A 21035-nucleotide genomic window follows, 5' to 3' on the forward strand; every position below is an offset into this window, starting at 1 on the left:
GAGAAGGTGCAACAGGTCGGTAACGGTCGGCCGACGCCCCCCCGGCGCCGGCGGCACCCCGATTCAAGTCCGTTACATTAGGCCCGTGGTTCGGCACCCTCCGTTACGCACAGGGGGCGTTCATCCCTGTGTTGCCGATGCCATCCCTCTCCAAAACTTCAGGAGTTTCATGATGCATTTCGTCCGGCGTGCTGTTCGCAGCTGGATGGCGCTTGCTGTGGCCGTCGTGGCCATGGCCAGCGCCCGTTCGGTGGAGGCACAGGTCACCACGTCCGCGATTCGCGGATCGGTGACCGACTCCACCGGCAAGCCCCTCGAAAACGTTCGTATTGATGCCGTGCATACGCCCTCAGGCACGCGTTACAGCACCGGGACTCGCGCCGACGGTGGCTTTGCCATCATTGGTATGCGTATCGGCGGTCCGTACCAGATCACGGCCGGCGCTTTGGGGTATCGCAAGGAAACGCGCGAGATTGGCGCCCTGACCCTGGGTATTACGACCGACGTGCGCTTCAAGCTCGCCACGGCGGCCGTGCAGCTGCAGGGACTCACCACGCAGGCCGACGCCAATGCGCTGAGCACGACGCGCACCGGTGCCGCCACGTCGGTGAGCCGCCAGACCATTGAAGCGCTGCCCACGATTTCGCGTCGTATTGGCGACTTCACGCGCCTCACGCCGCAGGCGAGCGGCTCGAGCTTTGCCGGTCAGGACAACCGCCTGAACAACATCACGGTGGACGGCTCGTACTTCAACAACTCATTCGGTTTGGGCGGTCAGCCCGGTGACCGCACGGGTGTGGCCCCCATCTCGCTCGACGCCATCGACCAGATTCAGGTGAACATTGCCCCGTACGACGTGCGGCAGGGCAACTTCACCGGTGCCGGTGTGAACACCGTGACCCGCTCGGGCACGAACCAGTTCACCGGCTCGGTCTACTACTTCATGCGGAACGAAGACCTCGTCGGCCGCCAGGCCGGTGCGAATACGTTCAATCCCGGAACGTTCAACTACTCCCAGATTGGCGCCCGCCTCGCCGGTCCGCTCATCAAGGACAAGCTGTTCTTCTTCACGAGCTACGAAGAGGACAAGCAGACGCAGCCGGGCATCTTGCGTCTGGCCAATACCGGCGGCCAGCCGGTGACCGGCAACACGACGCGCGTGCTGGAGTCCGACCTGGTGGGCCTGTCCACGTTCCTGCGCGACAAGTTCGATTACGAAACCGGCCCCTTTGCCGGCTACGACAACGAAACGCCGGGGCAGCGCTTTCTCACGCGCCTCGACTACAACCTGAACGACAAGAACAAGTTCAGCGTCCGCTTCAACATGCTGAACTCGAACACCGACGTAAATCTGTCCACGTCGAGCTCGCTGGGTTTCGGCCGCGCGAACAACAACACGTTCCTCTCCTTCCAGAATTCGAACTACCAGATCAAGGAGAACATCCGCAGCATCGTGGGTGAATGGAACTCCCTGTTCGGCGATCGGATGGCCAACAACTTCATCATCGGCTACACGTCGCAGGACGAAAGCCGCTCGACGCGCGGTGGCAAGGTGTTCCCGTTCGTGGACATCCTGCAGGAAGGTACGGCCTACACGTCATTCGGCTTTGAACCGTTCACGCCGAGCAACGAGCTGCGCTACAAGAGCTTCCAGATTCAGAACAACCTGACCATCTCGCGTGACCGGCACGATTTCACGCTCGGTGGCTCGTTCGAGCGGTACGAGTCGGAGAACGTCTTCTTCCCGGGGTCGCAGAGCTCGTACGTGTACAGCTCGCTGGCCGACTTCTATACGGACGCCAACGATTACCTGGCCAACCCCAACCGTACGACGTCGCCGGTCACGGCGCGCCGCTTCCAGGTGCGGTGGTCCAACATCCCGGGGCAAGAGAAGCCCATCCAGCCGCTCGAAGTGATGTACGGCGGGGTGTACGCGCAGGATGACTTCCGCGCGATGGACAACCTGCGCTTCACGGTGGGCCTGCGTGTGGACGTGCCGGTGTTTGGCAAGACGGGCTTCACGAATCCACAGGCGAACGGCTTCACGTTCCGCGATGAGAACCGTCGCGACCTGAGCATCCAGACCCAGAAGCTCCCTGACGCCAACCTGCTCTGGTCGCCGCGCTTCGGCTTCAACTGGGATGTGAACAGCGACCAGAAGACGCAGATCCGTGGTGGTACGGGCATTTTCACTGGCCGTCCGGCCTACGTGTGGATCTCCAATCAGGTCGGCAACAACGGCGTGCTCACGGGTTTCGAGTCGGTGGATAACACCCGCAACCGGCCGTTCAACCCCGATCCGGATGCGTACAAGCCCACGAACGTTACCGGCGCGCCGGCGGCGCAGTACGAGCTCGCGCTGACGGACCCGGACTTCAAGTTCCCGCAGATCTGGCGTTCCAACCTCGCGGTGGACCGTCGCATCTTCTGGGGCATGAACGCGACGGCCGAGTTCCTGTACAGCAAGGATGTAAATGGCATCTACTACATCGACGCCAACCTGGCCGGCCCGACCAGCACGTTCCAGGGTGCCGACCGTCGTCCTCGCTACAGCGATACCTGTCCGGCGGGCGGCTTGCAGGTCCGCATCAACTGCAACGTGCAGAATGCCATCATCCTCAAGAATCAGGACGTGGGTTCGGCATGGAACGCCGCGTTCTCGCTGGAGCGTGGGTTCCGTAACGGCTTCTTCGCCAAGGGCGCGTACAGCTATGGTATGTCGCGCAACACGGTTGATGCCGGTTCCATTGCCGGCGGCAGCTTCACGGGCAACCCGATCACGTTCGACGCGAACAACCCGGGCGTCGGTATCTCGGGCACCGCGGCCGGGCATCGCTTCTTCCTGGCCAGCACGTACGAGAAGCAGTACTTCGGTTTCGGCAAGACGGGCATCTCGTTGTACTTCGAAGGCCGCAATGCCGGCAACACGAGCTACACGATCTCGGGCGACCTGAATGGCGACGGTATTGCCAACAACGAGTTGATCTACGTACCGAAGGACCGCTCGGAAATGAACTTCGAGCAGTTCACGGCGACTGGCAGCGGCGCCAAGACCTTCACGGTGCAGGAGCAGCAGGACGCGTTTGAAGCCTTCATCAATCAGGACAAACACCTCAGCTCGCGCCGCGGCCAGTACGCCCAGCGTGGTGCGGTGTTCCTGCCGATGATCTACAACGCGGACCTGAGCATCACGCAGGACATCTTCGCCCGCCTTGGCGGCCAGAAGAACGCCCTGCAGCTGCGCCTCGACATCCTGAACTTCGGCAACTTCCTGAACGACAATTGGGGTCAGGGGCTGCGTGCCGTAAACAACCGTCCGCTGGTGGCTCGCGGTGCGGACGCACAGGGACGCGCGCTGTTCCGCTTCACCAACACGTCGCCCACGCAGCTGCTGTCCAAGAGCTTTGAGCGCACCGCCGGCACAAGTGATGTGTGGCGTATGCAGTTGGGGTTGCGGTACACCTTCAACTAAGGGTTTAACGGCAACGGCGGTTCGGGTTGGAACGGCCACGGCGGTTCAGGACTGCCACGGCAGTTCTGGACCGCCACTCCAGTCAAGGAACACGACAGTTTGGGTGGAAATGGAAGCGCCCGCCGGCATTGCCGGCGGGCGCATTCCTTTGGTGGTTTCCTTACGGCCACTGCGGTAGCAATTACTCCAACCACCCCAAAAGTGCCGCCACGGCGAAGCCGGGCGGCACTTTCCCTGAAGACCCAAACGGCCGTGTTCCTCAACGGCCGTGGTGGTCCAGAACCGCTGGTGTCTTCCAATTCTGCAGTGGAAGGCCTAAACCCGAACCGCCGTGGCCGTTCAACCGCGTTTCCGACCAACGGTAGCGTAGAATACCGGCACGCCCAGCAGGATCACGCCAAAGACGCCAAGCGTGGGAATACGCTGCGCGTCGTCCATGAGGGAATTGCCGAGCAGGAAGAGCACGGCGAGACAGAAGAGCGCGGGCACGAACGGGTAGAGCGGCGTCTTGACCGGCGGGTTCCAGTCGGGGCGCTTCCGCAGTTTGAAAATGGCGCCAATGCTCATGATGTAGAACACGAGACTCGCGGTGACGAAAATGTCGGCCAGCTGCTCGAAGCTGCGCAGCAGAACAAACGCGACGCCCAACGTGCCGGTCATGATGATGGCGACGTACGGCGTCTTGAAGGTGGGGTGCACCTTGGCGACCTGCTTGAAGAACAGCCCGTCGTCGGCCATGGCAAAAAAGATGCGCGGGCCGGTAAGCAGTGAGCCGTTCACGGAACCAAAGGTGGAAAGCAGCACCGTGAGTGACACCAGGGTTACGCCGACCGGACCAATGAGGCGCAGCGCCACGTCGGCAGCGACCAGTGGGGCTTTCCGCATTTCGTCGACCGAGAGCACCGACAGGTACGCGAGATTGGCCAGCAGGTAGATCGCGATGATCGCCAACGTCCCCAGCACGATCGCCTTGGGGAGCGTGCGTTCGGGGTCTTTCACCTCCCCCGACACCTTGGCGAGGTCGCCCCAGCCATCGAACGCCCAGAGCACCGAGACCAGGGCCAACCCGAAGGCCGACACCGAGAAGCTGCCCGGCGGAACGGCTGGGGTGAAATGGCCGCCGGTCTTAGGGAGCCCCAGGGTGAACGCCAACAACACGATGATGACCAGTCCGCCGTACTTGGCCACCGTGGTCACGTTCTGCACCAGCGAGCCCCAGCGCAGCCCCACCACGTTGATCGTGGCCATGAGGATGAGCGCACCGGCCGCGATGTAGTGGGCGTAGGCGTCGTAGGGGGCCAGACTGGGATCGATGCCCAGCGCGCGCAGGAAATACTGGGCAAAGGTGAGCGAGATGCCCCCCAGCGCCGCCGCCCGGATGAGCGTGAACTCGGCCCAGCCGTACAGGAAGGCCGGCAACCGCCCCCAGGCTTCCCGGATATAGATGAAATAGCCGCCCGTGCGGGGCATGGCGCCGGCCAGTTCGGCCAGGGTGAGCGCGCCACAGAGGGCAAAGAGGCCGCCCACGGTCCACACCGCCATGAGCGGCAAGGGCCCGGGGAGCTTGTCGGCAATGCCCGCCGGCGACCGGAAGATCCCGGAGCCGATGGTGGTACCGACCAGAACAGCAATGGCACTCCAGAGCCCGAGCGAGCGGGGGAGCTCGGCGGGGGTGGAGGCGGGGGCGGAGGTTGCGGGTGGCTTGGCCATGGGGCGTTATGGTAGTACGCGGGACGGGGGTACACCACCTCGGAACAGTGTCTAGTTTTCATTTGTCATGAACTCCCTGATTGTTTCCCGGCTGTCCCCGGCCACCGCGACCGTGTTGTTCTGGGTCGCCGTGTCGGTGTGCGCCGTCGCCCAGCTGTACATTCTGCGTGCCGTATTCCGCACGCTTCCCGACGCGCCGACCAACAGTGCGGTCCCGGCCCCCCGCCAGTGGGCTGAAGTCGTGCAGGCACTGATCCCGCTTTTGGGGCTCGGCGCCCTGTTCTATGGCGCCTGGCGTGCCCTCTCGGCGGTCGCCTGATATGGGCACCGGCATTACTCCTTTGGATACTCCCGTGAATGGCGACGCGCCACTGAAGGCTCCGGCGGATACGCCGCTGTCGCGGGATCTCGTGGCGCTGACCAAGCCACGCATCATTTCGCTGCTGCTGGTGACCACGGCCGCGCCCATGTACGCGGCGGGTTCGCCAAGCCTGTGGACCGTCCTGCTGGTGATGGTGGGCGGATATCTCATGGCCGGTGGCGCCAACGCGGTGAACATGTACATCGACCGCGATATCGATGACGTGATGGCACGCACGCGGTTGCGCCCCATTCCCAGCGGGCGCATGTCGCCCACGCAGGTGCTGGCGTTCGGTGTGTTTTGCGCCACGCTGGCCACCTGGATGCTGGCGCACTTCGTGAACGTGCTCACGGCGGGGCTCGCGCTGGCGGGCTTCTATTTCTACGTGTTCATCTACACGCGCATTCTCAAGCGCACGTCGCCGCAGAACATCGTGATTGGTGGCGCGGCCGGTGCCTTCCCGCCGCTGGTGGGATGGGCCGCAGTGACGGGCACACTCGACGTCACTGCGCTGTGCCTCTTCCTCATTGTGTTCTACTGGACGCCGCCCCACTTCTGGGCGCTCGCGCTGCTCAAGCAGGTGGACTACGGCCGTGCCAAGGTGCCCATGGCGCCGCTGGTGTGGGGTGAGCGTGAGACGATGAACCAGATGGTGTGGTACACGGTCATCCTTCTGGTGCTCACCCTGTTGCCGGTACTGTACGGCGCGTTCGGCGTGCTGTATCTCGTCTCCGCCGTGGTGCTGGGTGGCCTGCTCATGTGGGGCGTGTTGAAGGTGCTGTGGGCGGCCAAGCGCAACGCGCCGTGGACGGCGCCGGCGTGGTGGGTCTACAAGTATTCGCTGCTCTATCTCGCCCTGCTGTTTGTGGCGATGGGCGTGGACCGCGCGATCACGCGGTGACCGCACGCCGCGACGACACGCCTGCCGGTTCTCTGAACGGCGCAGGCGAGGCTGACCACTCTCCCCGCCCCCGCTTCTCCGCCAAGCCGTTGGCGCGCCTGTTGCCTCTGGTGCGCCCCTACCGGACGCGCCTGGCGGTGGCATTCGTCTTTCTGGTGATTGCCGCCGCTGCGGGGCTCGTGTTTCCGGCGGTCATGCGCTACCTGCTCGACGCGGCGTTCGAGCAGAAGGACAAGCTGGCTCTCGACCGCATTGCCATTGGGCTGGTGCTCGTATTTGCCGTGCAGGCCGCTGCCAACTTTGTGCAGGTCTACCTGCTCAGCTCCTCCACGGAGCGCATTGTGGCCGGGCTCCGGGCACGCACGTTTGCACACCTCATTCGACTGTCACCGGCGTTCTTCACCGAGCGGCGTACCGGTGAATTGACCAGCCGCTTGAGCAGTGATCTGGGGCTGATGCAATCGCTGCTCTCCACCTGGGTTTCCGAACTCTCGCGGCAGTCGCTGTTCCTGATTGGCGGCGCGGTGATGATGTTCGTAACCAACTTCCGACTGACGATCACCACGCTGGCCGTGGTGCCGCTGGTCGTGGGGGCCGCCATTTTCTTTGGCCGGTCGCTGCGCAAAGCCAGCACGTCGGTGCAGGACCGTATCGCCGAGGCCATGGGCATGGCCGATGAATCATTCGGCGCCATTCGCACGGTGCAAAGTTTTACTAGGGAAGCCGAGGAAACGCGCCGCTTTGGGGCATCGCTTCGCGAGCTGGTTGGCGTAGCGGTCCATCGCTCGCGCACCCGCGCCCTGTTCTTCAGTGTGGTGGGCTTCGTGGCCTTTGGTGCGGTGGCTGCGGTGCTCTGGCAAGGAGGCACGCAGGTGCTGGCGGGCAAGCTGACGGCCGGCACGCTGGTGGCGTTCCTCTTCTACGCGTTGTTTGTCGCCGCGGCGGTTGGGTCGCTCGCCACACTCTTCGGCAACTTCCAGGAGGCGGTGGGCGCCGCGACCCGCGTGTGGGAGCTGCTCGATACCAAACCCAGCGTGCGCGACCCGGAAGTCCCGCTGTCGCTGCCGGCGCCACTGCGCGGTGCGGTGTGTTTTGAAAATGTGGCTTTCCGCTACATGCCACAGCAGCCCGATGTGATCAGCGGTATCTCCCTGGAGATGGGACAGGGAGAAGTGGTGGCGCTGGTCGGTCGCAGTGGCGCGGGCAAGACCACGATTGCCAGTCTGCTGCCGCGCTTCTGGGATGTGACACAGGGGCGCATTACGCTGGACGGGCTGGATATCCGTGATCTCGCGCTCGATACCCTGCGCGGTGCCATTGGCATTGTGCCGCAGGAGCCGGTGCTCTTCAGCGGCACCATTCGCGAGAACATTGCCTACGCCAATCCGCGGGCCTCAGAGGCGGAGATTGTGCGGGCCGCGCAGGCGGCGCACGCGTGGGAGTTCATTGCCAAGCTCCCCGATGGCCTGGAGACGCGAGTTGGTGAGCGCGGCGTGAAATTGTCTGGTGGACAGCGGCAACGCGTGGCCATTGCGCGCGTGTTCCTCAAGAATCCCGCCGTGGTCATTCTCGACGAAGCCACCTCCAGCCTGGACACCGAGAGCGAGCGCTATGTGGAAGCGGCGCTCGAAGATCTGTTGGAAGGGCGCACCACGCTCATCATTGCCCATCGCCTGAGCACTGTGCGACGCGCCGACCGCGTGATCGTGCTCGATGCCGGCCGCATCGTGGAGACCGGAACACACGAGACGCTGGTAGACCAGGAAGACGGACTCTACGCGAGACTATACGCGGCGATCTGACCGGTTGAGGTCTGACGTCAGCGATCTCGGATCGGCGACGTGAGAGTCAGAGGGTGAGAGCGTTGGGACGATCGAGGTGCGATGGATATCGAATGTGAGAGTGTCGAGATGACAGCGACGATGAGAGGTGCGAGCACTTCGGCCGCACGTATGTGCCCCGCACAGGCTCCGCAGAAAATGCGGTCAATCCCGCTTTCACCTCTGAGACGCCGCCGTTACCCCACGCCAGTGTAGGGCACATTGATGCGGAGGCAACTACTCGCACCTCTCATCGTCGTGGTCATCTCGACACTCTCACATTCGATATCCATCGCAATTCGATAGTCCCAACGCTCGCACATTCTCCCTCTCACATCGGGGGATCTGAGATCTCAGATCTCAGAAGTCAGAACTCCACCTGCATCCTCGTTTGTACGGCGGCGTCCACTTTCACTCCCGCCTGCCGCGTGCCAAGGCGTTCGTGCCAGACCATGAGTGTATAGCGTCCGGGGGGCACGTTATCAAAGCGGAATGCACCGTCGGCGCCGGTGACGGCGACAAAGGGATGAGGCGCCACGACCAGCCACGCCTGCACCCATGGGTGCAGATCGTCGGTCACATGAACCAGCGCCGGCGCGGCGCTCACATCACTGGTGGGCACGATCTGTCCCGCATCGCTGAGCAGCACCGTGGTGCGCGATGTGGGTTCGCCAACAGCGGTGAATTGCAATCGCGACATCATGGCATCACGTCCGTTCACCATGATCGTGCTGCCCAGGGCGATCCGCTGCACACGGGGCTCCAGTCGACAGCCATCGAGGGTCAGCTTCACCCGGCGCGGCGCATCATCGCGCGGGCCACTGCCAACACCCACCAACCAGACCACCCCGTTGCCGACGCCGCCGTTGCTGCTGGGCACAATGGATTGACTGAACGGCCGACAGACCCCGAGGTCGTGCGTGGGCGTAATGCTGGTATCGCGCGGAGAGCCACCGGTGAGTTGTCCAATGATCACCCCGGGCGTGGGGACCGCTTTCACCGTGTAGTCGGCGCCATCGGCGCCACCAGCCGCGTGAGCCAGTGTGAGCACTTCGCGTCCTGCGGCCATGGCCGCGGTGCGGTCGGCGGCACTGGCGTCGCCACTCGTCGACACCGACGCCGGCACGTCGGCAATGCGCGTCCCTTCGGCGGAGTCGGCGTCACCACGACAGGCCGCGAGCAGCGCCAACGTCAGGATTGATCGCCGCGCCAGCCCCTCCGCTTTCAGTGCCGTCATCACCAATCCCACCTGCGGCCGCATCCCCCGGCCGTTCAGACGACGAACAGGTCGCGCTGCACCACGTCGGGCGTCACGAGCAGTGCGTCTTCGCCCACATACGCATTCACTTCGCTGCGCACGCCAAACTCGCCCACGAGATACACACCGGGCTCAATGGAGAACCCGACGCCGGGAATGAGCACCCGATCATCGCGTGATTCGAGATTGTCGATCTGCGGACCACTGCCGTGCAATTCGCGTGCATCGATGCTGTGCCCGGTGCGATGCCAGAAGTGCTGTCCAAAGCCACGCGCTTCAATCACGGCGCGCGCCGCATCGTCGGCTTCCCCGCCCCGCACCACGTCGCCGGCGGCAATGCGATCGCGCAGCAGTGTCAGCGCGGCATCGCGCGCATCACGCACCGCTTCCCATACCGCGACCACCTTGTCGCTGGGGGTGCCCAGCGATCCCATCCACGTCTGATCGGCGTAGATGCCGTTGGGCTCCTTGGCCCAGAGATCCACCAACAGCACATCGCCGCGTTGCACCAGCCGCGGTCGTTTGGCCGACGGTACATAGTGTGGATTGGCGGCATTCTCCGAGGCGGCCACATCGGGCCCATGGTCGGTCTCGAGGCCAGCGCGGGCAAAGGCGTCCAGAATGCGCTGCTGCAGTTCATGCTCGGCGGCCGGCGTTCCCGCCGCCACCATGGCGCCGGCGTGATTGATGGTCTCGCGCGCAATCTGGGCAATGTGCTGCGCGGCCCGTTGATGCGACGCGAGCTGAGCCGGAGTCCACGTGGCGTAAATCTGCGATACCAGTTCGCCGCTGCTTACCACCGTGGCCCCACTCGCCCGCACCAGCTCCAGCACCCCCGCGGGGATACGATCGAGATACGGAATGGCATCCCCCGGCGAATACTCCATCGCCACCCGCTTGCCGTTCACCAGCGTGGCCACCTCGGCCTCCAGCGCCCGCCACCCACTGTACACGCGCAGCGGCCACTCCTTGGGCCACTTGGCCCACGGTCCCGGCTCGATGGCGTGCTGAATGCCAATGGGCAACCCGCTCCGCGGAATGAAGGCAAAGACCCGCCGCGAGCACAGCCCCCCGAAGCCGAGCAGTCCGGCGGCAATGGCGTTGGTACCGCGGAAGTCGTAGAGCAGCCATCCGTCGAGATCGGCGTCAGCCAGAAGCGATTGCAGGCGGGGTAGCAGCTCGGGCGTGAGCATGGGGGGAGTGCGTGGGGAGTGGAGGGGCGACGGGCGTGTTCAGACGGCGTGTTGCAACCAGCGACCAACGATCAGCGACGGCGCCAATCGGCACGCCACTGACACCGGGCATCACCACGGGTGCGGCACATGACATGATCCACGGCGCCATCGGCGTCGGCCAGCAGCTGGAGGGACTCACGGAAGGCCGCCTCGTACAACCCGCAGCCGGTACCCTTTGGGGCCGCGTCGGCGGAGACCGGCGACTGCACGTCCAGCACGAGGGTACTCCCCTGCCGCACCAGCGTGCCGTCCATGTAGCGGCGGGCCAGCTTGCGAAGGGCGCTCAAGGCGATGGGACGGGCCAGCAGCGACGGCAACGAGCGGGCCGCCCCACGGCGGGGGCCACTGACGGTGTCCACGAACGCGCGTGCCCAGCGTCGGCCGGCCTCCCGAAAGGCCAGGTCGGCGTCGGGGCGGCGGCCAATCAAGCGGGCGAGCGCAAGCACTTCGTCATAGCCAATACGCTGCCGGGCCCGCACGGCGTCGTTGTAGCGCCGGATCTGCTGCAGCACCGTTTCACTGAGGCCGAGCCGCTTGTTCCGGAGTTCGTGCACAAAATCGGCATCGAGCTCAGCCGCTGGCGTATCAATGGCCTTTACCGCCTCGAGCAGCGCCAGGGGGAGGCGCGCGTCGAGTGGACCGCCGGTCAGCGGGAGCACACTGTCGGAGGCAAGGGGCGTGGCGCGGGTCGCCCGGCCATCGTTCGCGAGGGGCATTGGCTGCATAGTCGTCCATGCTAACGTGTTCTGGGTCACGCAAACAAGCGCGACGGCTGGGCGACGCTCGGAATTGTGCGACTTGTGAACCGAATGAGGGGCTGAAAGCGTTACGGGGGTACAGAGTCTGGACTGCACGTAACGGTCCGTCTGATTTCCCCGTTTGTCCCCCTGCCGGTCACTCCCCCTGGCTGCTGACTGCTTCACCAGTCGTCTCCACCTCCACGCGTACGTGGATGGCGAGCTCGACACCGACATTCCCGGATCCGCCCTCCGGGAGGTAATTCTTGGCCATATCGCCCACTGTCCCCGGTGTGAGCGACTGGAGCAACAGCTGCGTGCCCTGCGCCAGCGGTTGCACGCGCATGGCGTCAGGGTGGCGGATCTCCCCGAGGAGCGCGCGACCCCGGAGTTTCGGGAGCGCATGGCCCGCCTACTCGCCGGCTAGATGCTGCTGGTGCGGGTACTGACAGCGAGCTCGGCAGCTGCGGTGATCGCCGGGTTGGCCTGGCGCGCGGGGAGTCTGTCGAGCCGAGGCGTGGTCGCGGCTACCGTGGTGGGAGGGATCGCCATGACCGCCGGGGCGACGTGGGGCGCCTTTCTAGTGCTGTGGTTTGTAAGCGCCTCGCTGGCGTCTCGCTATGGGCGTCGGGCAAAGGAGGCCGCCACGGGAGACATCGTGGCCAAGGGCGGTGCACGGGATGCGCTGCAGGTGCTTGCCAACGGCGGCGTCTTTGCGGCCGCCGCGCTGGTGTCAGTGGTATGGCCGGCGTGGCACGGCGCGGCGGCAGTGGCGGGGGCGGCGGCGTTGGTCGCGGCGGGGGCAGACACACTGGCCACCGAGACGGGCACCCTGTGGCGTGGGCGCCCCTGGTCATTGCGCACGCGGGGGCCGGTCCCAACGGGCAGTTCCGGGGCAGTAAGCCTTCCCGGATCCCTCGGCATGGTCGCTGGGGCCATCCTGTTGGCCATGGCGGCCCATTGGACGGGGTTGGTGCCGGCGGCCATGATTCCCCAGGTAGCCGGGGCGGGTGTTGTCGGTGCCGTGGCCGATACGGTCATCGGGGCCTTCTGGCAGGCACGACGCTGGTGTCCGTCTTGCGAGAGGGAGACAGAACAACCCCGGCATCGTTGCGGAACGCCCACGGTCGCGTGGCGCGGCGTCTCATGGCTCTCCAACGACACCGTGAACTTCGCCTGTACGGTAGTGGGAGCCGTGGTTGCCCTGTTGCTCTAGCGGTTTTGCGAACCGGTTGCTCCTTCTGCGAGTTATTCTCTCGTGATTCCTGTGTCTTCCGTTCCCGTCCTCATTGTTGGCGGTGGTCCCGCCGGCAGTTCGGCGGCCTGGCATTGTGCCCAGGCCGGCCTTGAGGTGTGTCTGGTGGATCGGGCGCGCTTTCCACGGGCGAAGCCGTGCGCGGAGTATGTGAGTCCCGAAGGGTCGCGCATTCTGCACGCCATGGGCGCGCTGGACACGTTGGAGCAGCAGGCCGCCCTGCTCACGGGCATGGTGGTGCACGCGCCATCGGGAGCGCGCATTCACGGCGAGTTCGTGGCGCGTCACGGGTTTCGCGGCTTTCGCGACAAAGGGCTGGGCATCCGCCGCGAAATTCTCGACACCGTGCTGCTGGAGCGGGCACGCGCGGCCGGCGTAACCGTGCTGGAAGACGCCAAGGTGGAATCGTTGACCCAGGACGGCACCGGCCGTGTCACGGGTGCCGTGGTGCGGACCGCCGATGGACTCCGTACGATCACCGCGGCGCTGGTGATTGGTGCCGACGGACTGCGCAGCGTGGTCTCGCGTCGGCTGGGGCTGGCGCATCAGTCGCGCTGGCCGCGTCGAGTGGCGCTCGTGGCCCATTACCGTGGGGTTGCCGGGATGGGGTCGCTGGGCGAAATGCACGTGACCCGCACCGGATACGTTGGCCTTGCTCAGGTGAGCGGCGGACTCGTGAATGTGGCGCTGGTCGTACCGCGCCGACTCGCCGGTGCCATGCGAGAGGGAACGGACGCGTACCTGGAACAGTGGTTGGCCGCGCAGCCTTCGCTGGCACCGCGCTTTGCGGGCGCACAACGGGTGACCCCCGTGCGCGCCACGGGCCCGTTTGCTTCGCGAGCCACTCGTCCGTGGGCACCGGGGGCCATGCTCACCGGTGACGCCGCTGACTTCTTTGATCCGTTTACCGGTGAAGGGATCTATGCCGGACTCCGCGGCGGTGAACTGCTGGCGGAGTATGCCGTAGCGGCTGTGCACGCCACCAGCCGCACGGCGCATGTGCGCGCGCTGCACGGTTACGAACGGGCGCGACGAGCGACCTTTGCCGGCAAGTGGCGCGTGGAGCATCTCATCGGCCTGGCCGTCGGCATGCCACCGTTGCTCAACCACGCGGCGCGCGTGCTGTCGCGCGACCGCGATCTCGCCGACCTGCTCATTGGCGTCACCGGCGACTTCGTACCTCCATCGGCAGTGCTGCGACCGCGCACCCTGCTGCGGTTCTTCGCCTGATGGTTCCCTGTTCTCCACGACTCGATACTCTGCATGATAGACGCTGATCTGTTCCGCGCCGTACTGGGGCGCTTTGCGTCCGGCATCACGGTGGTCACCACCTGCGACACCAACGGGACGCCGCACGGCATGACCGTGAGTGCCTTCAGTTCCCTGAGCCTCGACCCGCCGCTCGTGCTCGTCTGCGTCGCCAACGACGCCACCATGGGGCCGGTGCTGGCATCGTCCTCGTCGTTTGCGGTAAATGTGCTGAGCGAAGCGCAGGAATCATTATCGCGGCGCTTTGCCGGCAAGGTGGATGATCGGTTTGCCGGCGTGGGCTATCGGGAGGGCAAGCTGGGAGATCCGCTGCTGGACGATGTGCTCGCCTGTATGCAGTGCCGCATCGTGGCGCGGCACCCGGCGGGCGATCACGTGATCGTGGTGGGTCAGGTGGAGCACGCCGATGCCTTTGAAGGCAAACCGCTGCTCTACTATCGCGGCGGCTACGCCACACTCGAGCGGTAACCTCGACATGTTCACGCCAGCGCGGCTACGCGGTACGGAGATCCTCGACGATCCACACGCCGATGCCGCGCTGGCGTTACGCTCCTTGCGGGACATTGCCCTGGCCAACCGACTCTTTGGCGGGCAACGCGCCGTGGCACGGGAAGTGTACACGCTGCTGCGTCTGTATCCCGCTGGCCCGGAGCCGGTGACGCTGCTTGATGTTGGGACCGGGCTGGGCGATATCCCCGTGGCCGTGGCGCGGCGGGCTCGTGCGCGCGGCCTTGTGCTGCACACGATTGGACTGGAGCGCACGCCGTCGCTGGCGGCGGCCGCCGCGGCGCGCTGTTCGTTGGCCGTGGCGGGGGATGCACTCGCGCTGCCGTTTGCCACGGGGAGCGTGGACATTGTGACCTGCTCTCAGGTGCTGCACCACTTTGATGGCCCCGACGCGGACCAATTGCTGCAGGAGTGTACGCGCGTTGCCCGCATGGGGGTGGTAGTTGGCGATCTCCGCCGCAGCTGGCTGGCGGTGGCCGGTATCTGGTCATCATCGTTCGTACTGGGCTTCCACCCGGTGAGTCGCCACGATGGCATGTTGTCGGTCCGTCGTGGCTACACGCGTACCGAATTGCGTGACCTCGTGGAGCGTGCCACCGGTTGTCGGGCCGGCGTACATCATCGCTTGGGGTTTCGTGTCACCGCGGCGTGGTCGCCGCGCTATCGCGGACTCTGACCAGCGCGGTGCGTCGTGGCGGTTCCTCTGTAGTTCCTGTGTTGTTGTGGTCCTCCCGTACCCCGTACGCAATGCCCGTGCTTTCCTCTGCTGCTCCGTTTGACCTTGGCCCGCCCCCTGCCGACCGTCTGGTGACCACGGTGGACGAATTGCTCGTGCGTGCGCCGGTGCAACAGATCTTCGAGATCGCGGCGGCGGTGGAGCACTGGCCTGCCTACCTCGACCACTATCGCTACGTCCGCTTTCGTGAGCAGCGCCGCGATGGGGGCGGCATTGTGGAGATGGCGGCCAACCGTCCGTTCGGCCTGTTCAACTGGCCCACCTGGTGGCTGTCGGAAATGGCCGTGAACCGTGATGTGCCGTGGGTGCGCTTTCGTCACATTGGCGGGGTCACCACCCGCATGGATGTCGAGTGGAGCTTCACGCCGGTGGAGGGTGGCACCCTCACGCGCATCGTGCACGTCTGGAACGGCCCGCGGTGGCCATTGATTGGCCCGTTTGCCGCCACGCAGATCATTGCGCCGGTGTTCGTGCACGGCATTGCGTCGCGTACGCTGGCCGGGCTGGCCAAAGCCGCCGTAGGGCGTGGCGCGTCGCTGGCCACGCGAGGTGCGGCATGAACGCGTCCTTGCTTGCCCGTCGTCGGGTGGCCATTACCGGCATTGGTTGCGTAACGCCCATTGGTACGGGGGTCGAGGCGTTGTGGCAGGGGCTGCGCGCCCAGCAATCGGCTGTGGGTCCCGCCACGCGCTTTGATTCGAGCATCTATCGTTCGCGGTGCGCCGCGCAGATTGACGGGTTTGAGCCGACCGACTGGATTGACGCCAAGCGCGTAAAACGTCTCGACCGCTTCAGTCAGTTTGCCGTGGTGAGCTCTATGCTGGCGCTGCAGGACAGCGCACTCGATCTCGCCGCCATGAATCGAGAACGCGTGGGCGCCATGATGGGCACCGCACTCGGCGGCGTGGGCTATGCCGAGGAGCAGGCGGCGCGCTTCGCGCAACATGGGCTGCGGGCGGTGGACGCCACGCTGGCGCTGGCGGTGTTTGGCGGGTCGGCGAGCTGCAACATGGCGATCGAGTTTGGCGTGAGTGGCCCCAACTGCACCAACGCCATGAGCTGTGCCTCGGGCTCCATGGCCATTGGCGAAGCGTTCCGGCAGATCCGCGATGGCTACGCCGATGTGATGCTGGCGGGCGGCTCCGAAGCGCCGCTGGCGACGCTCTGTTTCGGCGCGTTTGCACTCATTCGTGCCATGAGTACGCGCAACGACGATCCGGGTCGCGCCTCGCGGCCGTTCGACGCGCATCGCGACGGCTTTGTCATGGGCGAAGGGGCAGCAGTGCTCATTCTCGAAGAGTGGGAACATGCAAAGGCGCGAGGCGCGAAGATCTACGCGGAGATGAGTGGCTACGGCACCACCAACGACGCGCACCACATGACGGCACCGTTGCCTGGCGGCGCGCAGGCCGCGCGCTGCGTGCAGATGGCACTCAACGACGCCGGTGCGGTGCCCACCGATGTGGACTACATCAACGCGCACGGGAGCAGCACGCCGCTCAACGATCCCACCGAAACGGTGGCGATCAAGCGCGTGTTTGGCGACCACGCGTATCGCATTCCCATTTCGAGCACCAAGGGCTACTACGGGCACGCCCTTGGCGCGAGTGGCGCCTTTGAGGCGGCTATCAGCGCCCTGGCCATTCAGCGCGGCTGGATTCCGCCCACGGTGGGGCTCGAGACGCCTGACGCCGAGTGCGACCTGGACTTCGTGCCGGGCTCAGGACGCGAGGTGCAGGCGAACGTGGTCGTGTCGAACTCGTTTGGATTTGGCGGCATCAACTCGGCGCTGGTGCTGCGGAGAGCGTAGCGGCCCGCGAGCGCTTGCGACCGCACCGAGACGGCGAGACGAGAGATAGGGAGTTGGGAGTTGGGAGTTGGGATGCCAGACACGGCGATGGATATCGCGTGTGAGAATGTCGAGATAACCACGATGGTGAGCGGTCCGAGTACTTCGTCCGCGCGGGGAGTGCCCGTCACGGACGTCGATGGTACAGCGGCCGTCCCCGCTGTTACCCCAAGCGCGTGGGGGGCACGGTGGTGCAGACGCCAGCACTCGGACCTCTCAACTCGCTTTCATCGGTCCTCTCACATTCGATATCCATCGCAGGCTCTCGCCTCGCATCGCTCTCACTTCCCCGTCCCGCCCCTGACATCCCAATGTCTCAGTCGGAGGGGGTGCACGGACTGGCGCGGGGCGGTCGCCCACACAAGAAAGCGGCGCGCCAGCCGAAGCCAGCGCGCCGCTCATACATCACCCATGACCGCCTCTAGCGCGTCCCGTACTTGTCCGCGTAGCGCACGATGGATTCGGTGACGATGACCATCGCTTCCTGGCTCTTGCGCCAGCCCATGATTTCCATGCGCTTGCCCTCAAGGTCCTTGTAGATCTGGAAGAAGTGCTCCACTTCCTTGAGGTAGTGCGGCGAGAGGTCGGCGATGTCGAACACATCCGAGTAGTACGGATCATCGGCCGGCACGGCGAGGATCTTGTCGTCAGGCTCACCCTTGTCGAGCATCATGAGCACGCCAATCGGGCGCGCGTTGATCTGACAGCCGGGGAACGTGGGCTCGTTGATCTTGACCAGCACATCCAGCGGATCGCCGTCCTCATGCAGCGTACGCGGAATGAAGCCATAGTCGCCGGGATAGTGCACGGCGCTGTACAGCACGCGGTCGAGCTTGAAGTGCCCGGTGTCCTTGTCGAGTTCGTACTTGTTGCGCGAACCCGACGGGATCTCGATGATGGCCGTGACCTGCTCCGGCGGCGCGTAGCCGGGGGCGATGTCGTGCCAGGGATTGTGCAGCATCCAGTCTACTCCAGAAGAATCAGCGACGCGCCAGAACGGCGGACGCTTCAATGGCAAAATAGGTGATGATGAGATCAGCACCGGCACGGGCAATGGCCACCAGCGATTCCATCATCGCCCGCTCGCCATCGATCCACCCGCGGTCGGCAGCGGCCTTGATCATCGAGTATTCCCCGCTCACCTGATACGCCGCCAGCGGCATGCCGGTGTCCTGCTTGACCGCCGCGATGATATCGAGATAGGCCCCGGCGGGCTTGACCATGAGAATATCGGCACCTTCCTGCACATCCTGACGGACTTCACGCAACGCTTCGCGCGCGTTGGACGGGTCCATCTGATAGCTGCGCCGATCGCCAAAGGCGGGGGTGCTTTCGGCCGCCTCACGGAACGGGCCGTAGAACGCCGACGCGTATTTGGCCGCGTAGCTCATGATGGGAATGTGCTGGAAGCCGTGCGCATCCAGCGCAGCCCGCAGGTAGCCAATGCGATGATCCATCATGTCGCTGGGGGCAATGATGTCAGCCCCGGCGCGCGCGTGCGCGACCGCTTCCTGCGCCAGCAGATCGAGCGTGGCGTCGTTATCCACGTCGCCCTCTGGCGTCAGCACACCGCAGTGCCCGTGGTCGGTGTACTCACACATGCACACATCGGTCACCACCAGCAGCTGCGGAAACGCCTGCTTCACCGCGCGCACCGCTTCGGCCACGGGGCCATGCGGATCCCACGCACTCGATCCCGTGGCGTCCTTGGTGTCGGGAATACCGAAGAGCAGAATGCCGCCAATACGCGCGTTGACGGCCTGCTGCGCATCCTTGAGCAGTTCATCCACACTGGTCTGAAACACGCCCGGCATGGAGCCAATGGGCGAGCGCAGTCCGGTGCCCGAGCGCACGAAGAGGGGCCACAGAAATTGCGCCGGATCGAGCCGCGTTTCGCGCACGGCGCGCCGCAGCGCATCGGTGCGACGCAGGCGACGCAGGCGCACATGTTCGTTGAACGACGGCGTGCCGCTCACTGGGCACCATCCTTGAGCACATTGGGCGTGGTGGCGCGCAGCTCTTCGAGAATGGCGGCACCGCCGGCGGCGTGCAGCTGACGCGCGAGTTCACGGCCACTGGCCGCCGGATCGTTCACGTTGATCGGCAGGCCGCCGCGCACGGCGGTCTCGCCGTCCACACTGGCGATGATGGCGTGCAGCATGAGCCCATACTCCGGCTCGTCGAGGGTGGCCGCGCCAATGGGCACCTGACAGCCGCCCTCGAGGCTCGCCAGCAGCGACCGTTCGGCGGTGACGGTAAGCCGCGTGGGCGCATGATCGAGCTGTTGCAGCACCCGCACCATGGCCTCGTCACTCACGCGCGCCTGCACGGCAATGCACCCCTGCCCCGGCGCGCCGAGCCACTCGGGCGCATTGAGCAGCGACACGATGCGATGGCCAAGCCCCAGGCGACGCAACCCTGCCGCCGCGAGCAGTGCCGCGTCCACCTGCCCTTCGTCAATCTTGCGCAGGCGGGTGCCCACGTTGCCACGCAACTCGCACACTTCGAGATCGGGGCGCAACGCGCGCAGCTGCGCCCGCCGGCGCAGCGAGCTGGTGCCCACCTTGGCCCCTTCGGGCAGCTCAGCAAGTGTGGTCGCCGTGATCCCCGGACGCGTGACGAACGCGTCGCGCGGGTCTTCCCGCTCCAGCAACGCCACCAGAAACAGCCCCGCCGGATCGGCCGTGGGCAGGTCCTTGAGCGAATGCACCGCGCAGTCCGTGCGGCCGGCCAGCAGATCGGCTTCCAGCTCGGCGGTGAACAGGCCTTTCTCGCCAATCGCCGACAGCGGCTTGTCGAGAATACGATCACCGATGGTGGTGTAGGTCACGAGCTCTGATTCCACACCGTGCGCCGCGAGCAGCGACGCCACCTGGCGGGCCTGAAAGAGGGCCAGTTCAGAGCTACGGGTTCCGATACGCAGAGGAGCGGTCATGGGCAGAAAGGTAAGCGATCCGGAGCGGTGAGGCATGGAGCTCCGCCATGGAAAAACTGAAAACTGAAAACTTGCACTGACGACTGAAAACTCGAACTGAGAACTGAGTACTCCCCCGGGAGATCGCGAGCTGTCCCGGGGAGTTTTCAGTCGTCAGTCCAAGTATTCAGTGATCAGTTCGAGTTGTAAGTCGTCAGTCCTTTCAGGCCCTCACGACGTATACGCCACCACAATCGCCCGCACCCACCCTTCCATGGTGGCGGCGTTACTTTCGAGCTTCACGGGAAAGCCGGCCACTTTGGCCGCCCGGGCGGTCACGGGGCCAATGGCCGCCACCGGCAGCCGCGCCGCATGTTCGGCCGGCAGCGCATCCAGAAGCGCGTCCACGGCGCTGGGAGCCGCCACCGTGACCAGATCGAGCTCACCAGCGTTGGCCAGGGCCCGAATTTTGGTCTGACCATCCGGATCGGGGGCACTGCGATACGCCGGGACGACATCCACCACGGCGCCCAGTGTGCGCAGCCCGTCCGGCAAGACATCCCGCGCGCCGGCCGCCGAAGGGTACAGCATGCGCGCCCCCTCCACATCTGATCGTTCGGCCATGAGGTCCACCATCCCCTCGGCCTGCATCTTTTCCGGCTGCACCGTGGGGGTGCGCCAGCCGTGGACATCGCAGGCCTGCGCCGTGGCACTGCCCACCACGGCCAGCCGTCGGGTAGCCATGACCTCCTCGGCGCCCAGCGCATCTACCGCGCGGGCCAGATGCTCCACGGCATTCACGCTGGTGAGCAGCACCCAGTCATACTGCGCGAGCGCCGTCACGGCCGCGTACAGCGGAGCTGGATCCAGCGTCTCTATTCGGGTGAGCGGAATTTCGTGCACCGTGGCGCCGACACGCCGCAGGGCATCGGCGAGCGGCGCACCGCGGTCACCGGCACGCGTGACCGCGATACGGACCCCGGCCAGCAGCTGCGGAAGAGGAGCGGCCAT

General features: G+C 65.3%; 19 protein-coding genes. 10 read left to right on the forward strand and 9 right to left on the reverse strand.

Annotation, left to right across the window (positions count from 1 at the left end):
- Positions 1 to 169: 169 nt before the first annotated feature.
- Positions 170 to 3472 carry a TonB-dependent receptor gene (locus GEMMAAP_RS13355; protein WP_026848793.1) on the forward strand — a complete coding sequence of 1101 codons (3303 nt, stop codon included), beginning with the start codon at positions 170 to 172 and terminating at the stop codon, positions 3470 to 3472.
- Positions 3473 to 3811: 339 nt separating this feature from the next.
- On the opposite strand, the gene GEMMAAP_RS13360 is transcribed toward GEMMAAP_RS13355, so the two are convergent.
- On the reverse strand, positions 3812 to 5182 hold the full coding sequence (locus GEMMAAP_RS13360) for an amino acid permease (protein ID WP_026848792.1): 1371 nt from the start codon (positions 5180 to 5182) through the stop codon (positions 3812 to 3814).
- Positions 5183 to 5249: 67 nt separating this feature from the next.
- Here GEMMAAP_RS13360 and GEMMAAP_RS13365 point away from each other — a divergent pair, with 67 nt between their 5' ends.
- From GEMMAAP_RS13365 to GEMMAAP_RS13375, 3 genes are read left to right on the forward strand one after another with little or no spacing between them, the layout of a single operon-like run.
- A complete protein-coding gene (locus GEMMAAP_RS13365) occupies positions 5250 to 5501 on the forward strand; it encodes a hypothetical protein (RefSeq protein ID WP_026848791.1) in 252 nt (83 codons plus the stop codon).
- A 22-nt stretch (positions 5502 to 5523) separates the two neighbouring features.
- Positions 5524 to 6444 carry a heme o synthase gene (locus tag GEMMAAP_RS13370; RefSeq protein WP_238588136.1) on the forward strand — a complete coding sequence of 307 codons (921 nt, stop codon included), beginning with the start codon at positions 5524 to 5526 and terminating at the stop codon, positions 6442 to 6444.
- A complete protein-coding gene (locus GEMMAAP_RS13375; RefSeq protein ID WP_158514857.1) occupies positions 6441 to 8246 on the forward strand; it encodes an ABC transporter ATP-binding protein in 1806 nt (601 codons plus the stop codon). The genes GEMMAAP_RS13370 and GEMMAAP_RS13375 overlap by 4 nt, the downstream gene beginning before the upstream one ends.
- Before the next feature lie 385 nt (positions 8247 to 8631).
- Here the strand turns inward: GEMMAAP_RS13375 and GEMMAAP_RS13380 are convergent, their stop codons facing one another.
- From GEMMAAP_RS13380 to GEMMAAP_RS20320, 4 genes are all read right to left on the reverse strand, one after another.
- Positions 8632 to 9501, reverse strand: a complete 870-nt coding sequence (locus GEMMAAP_RS13380) for a carboxypeptidase-like regulatory domain-containing protein (protein ID WP_158514858.1) — start codon at positions 9499 to 9501, stop codon at positions 8632 to 8634.
- 35 nt (positions 9502 to 9536) lie between these two features.
- Entirely contained in the window at positions 9537 to 10715 is a 1179-nt protein-coding gene (locus GEMMAAP_RS13385; RefSeq protein WP_026848787.1) for a M24 family metallopeptidase, read from the reverse strand.
- A gap of 71 nt (positions 10716 to 10786) precedes the next feature.
- On the reverse strand, positions 10787 to 11473 hold the full coding sequence (locus GEMMAAP_RS13390) for a hypothetical protein (protein ID WP_026848786.1): 687 nt from the start codon (positions 11471 to 11473) through the stop codon (positions 10787 to 10789).
- A gap of 178 nt (positions 11474 to 11651) precedes the next feature.
- The gene (locus GEMMAAP_RS20320) at positions 11652 to 11840 is read right to left on the reverse strand and encodes a hypothetical protein (protein ID WP_026848785.1); all 189 of its coding nucleotides are present in this window, start codon (positions 11838 to 11840) and stop codon (positions 11652 to 11654) included.
- Between the two features lie 90 nt (positions 11841 to 11930).
- Here GEMMAAP_RS20320 and GEMMAAP_RS13400 point away from each other — a divergent pair, with 90 nt between their 5' ends.
- The 6 genes from GEMMAAP_RS13400 (at position 11931) to fabF (ending at position 17071) form a co-directional block, all read left to right on the forward strand.
- Positions 11931 to 12710, forward strand: a complete 780-nt coding sequence (locus GEMMAAP_RS13400) for a DUF92 domain-containing protein (RefSeq protein ID WP_158514859.1) — start codon at positions 11931 to 11933, stop codon at positions 12708 to 12710.
- Positions 12711 to 12761: 51 nt separating this feature from the next.
- Positions 12762 to 13979 (forward strand): NAD(P)/FAD-dependent oxidoreductase, encoded by a 1218-nt coding sequence (locus GEMMAAP_RS13405; RefSeq protein ID WP_026848783.1) that lies wholly within the window; start codon positions 12762 to 12764, stop codon positions 13977 to 13979.
- Positions 13980 to 14012: 33 nt separating this feature from the next.
- Complete coding sequence (locus GEMMAAP_RS13410) at positions 14013 to 14486, forward strand: flavin reductase family protein (protein ID WP_026848782.1); 474 nt, start codon at positions 14013 to 14015, stop codon at positions 14484 to 14486.
- A 7-nt stretch (positions 14487 to 14493) separates the two neighbouring features.
- Entirely contained in the window at positions 14494 to 15201 is a 708-nt protein-coding gene (locus GEMMAAP_RS13415; RefSeq protein WP_053333765.1) for a methyltransferase domain-containing protein, read from the forward strand.
- Between the two features lie 71 nt (positions 15202 to 15272).
- On the forward strand, positions 15273 to 15821 hold the full coding sequence (locus tag GEMMAAP_RS13420; protein WP_043579496.1) for an SRPBCC family protein: 549 nt from the start codon (positions 15273 to 15275) through the stop codon (positions 15819 to 15821).
- Complete coding sequence (gene fabF / locus GEMMAAP_RS13425; RefSeq protein WP_043579494.1) at positions 15818 to 17071, forward strand: beta-ketoacyl-ACP synthase II; 1254 nt, start codon at positions 15818 to 15820, stop codon at positions 17069 to 17071. The genes GEMMAAP_RS13420 and fabF overlap by 4 nt, the downstream gene beginning before the upstream one ends.
- A gap of 460 nt (positions 17072 to 17531) precedes the next feature.
- Here fabF and GEMMAAP_RS13430 read toward each other — a convergent pair whose 3' ends face one another.
- The 4 genes from GEMMAAP_RS13430 to GEMMAAP_RS13445 all read right to left on the reverse strand — a co-directional run bounded on the left by GEMMAAP_RS13430 (position 17532) and on the right by GEMMAAP_RS13445 (position 21035).
- Complete coding sequence (locus tag GEMMAAP_RS13430) at positions 17532 to 18071, reverse strand: inorganic diphosphatase (RefSeq protein WP_026848779.1); 540 nt, start codon at positions 18069 to 18071, stop codon at positions 17532 to 17534.
- A gap of 19 nt (positions 18072 to 18090) precedes the next feature.
- Entirely contained in the window at positions 18091 to 19086 is a 996-nt protein-coding gene (gene hemB, locus GEMMAAP_RS13435) for a porphobilinogen synthase (RefSeq protein WP_026848778.1), read from the reverse strand.
- Entirely contained in the window at positions 19083 to 20051 is a 969-nt protein-coding gene (gene hemC, locus GEMMAAP_RS13440) for a hydroxymethylbilane synthase (protein ID WP_425482932.1), read from the reverse strand. Before hemC ends, hemB begins: the two co-directional genes overlap by 4 nt.
- A 204-nt stretch (positions 20052 to 20255) precedes the next feature.
- On the reverse strand, positions 20256 to 21035 hold the full coding sequence (locus tag GEMMAAP_RS13445; protein ID WP_026848777.1) for a uroporphyrinogen-III synthase: 780 nt from the start codon (positions 21033 to 21035) through the stop codon (positions 20256 to 20258).

The organism is Gemmatimonas phototrophica (assembly GCF_000695095.2).
GTDB lineage: Bacteria > Gemmatimonadota > Gemmatimonadetes > Gemmatimonadales > Gemmatimonadaceae > Gemmatimonas > Gemmatimonas phototrophica.

Coding starts and splice junctions, on each gene's coding strand:
- GEMMAAP_RS13355 (WP_026848793.1), top strand. CDS start 170: ATGATGCATTTCGTCCGGCGTGCTGTTCGCAGCTGGATGGCGCTTGCT.
- GEMMAAP_RS13410 (WP_026848782.1), top strand. CDS start 14,013: ATGATAGACGCTGATCTGTTCCGCGCCGTACTGGGGCGCTTTGCGTCC.
- GEMMAAP_RS13430 (WP_026848779.1), bottom strand. CDS start 18,071: ATGCTGCACAATCCCTGGCACGACATCGCCCCCGGCTACGCGCCGCCG.
- GEMMAAP_RS13415 (WP_053333765.1), top strand. CDS start 14,494: ATGTTCACGCCAGCGCGGCTACGCGGTACGGAGATCCTCGACGATCCA.
- GEMMAAP_RS13445 (WP_026848777.1), bottom strand. CDS start 21,035: ATGGCCGCTCCTCTTCCGCAGCTGCTGGCCGGGGTCCGTATCGCGGTC.
- GEMMAAP_RS13365 (WP_026848791.1), top strand. CDS start 5,250: ATGAACTCCCTGATTGTTTCCCGGCTGTCCCCGGCCACCGCGACCGTG.
- GEMMAAP_RS13380 (WP_158514858.1), bottom strand. CDS start 9,501: ATGACGGCACTGAAAGCGGAGGGGCTGGCGCGGCGATCAATCCTGACG.
- GEMMAAP_RS13420 (WP_043579496.1), top strand. CDS start 15,273: ATGCCCGTGCTTTCCTCTGCTGCTCCGTTTGACCTTGGCCCGCCCCCT.
- GEMMAAP_RS13360 (WP_026848792.1), bottom strand. CDS start 5,182: ATGGCCAAGCCACCCGCAACCTCCGCCCCCGCCTCCACCCCCGCCGAG.
- GEMMAAP_RS20320 (WP_026848785.1), bottom strand. CDS start 11,840: ATGCGCGTGCAACCGCTGGCGCAGGGCACGCAGCTGTTGCTCCAGTCG.
- fabF (WP_043579494.1), top strand. CDS start 15,818: ATGAACGCGTCCTTGCTTGCCCGTCGTCGGGTGGCCATTACCGGCATT.
- GEMMAAP_RS13390 (WP_026848786.1), bottom strand. CDS start 11,473: ATGCCCCTCGCGAACGATGGCCGGGCGACCCGCGCCACGCCCCTTGCC.
- GEMMAAP_RS13385 (WP_026848787.1), bottom strand. CDS start 10,715: ATGCTCACGCCCGAGCTGCTACCCCGCCTGCAATCGCTTCTGGCTGAC.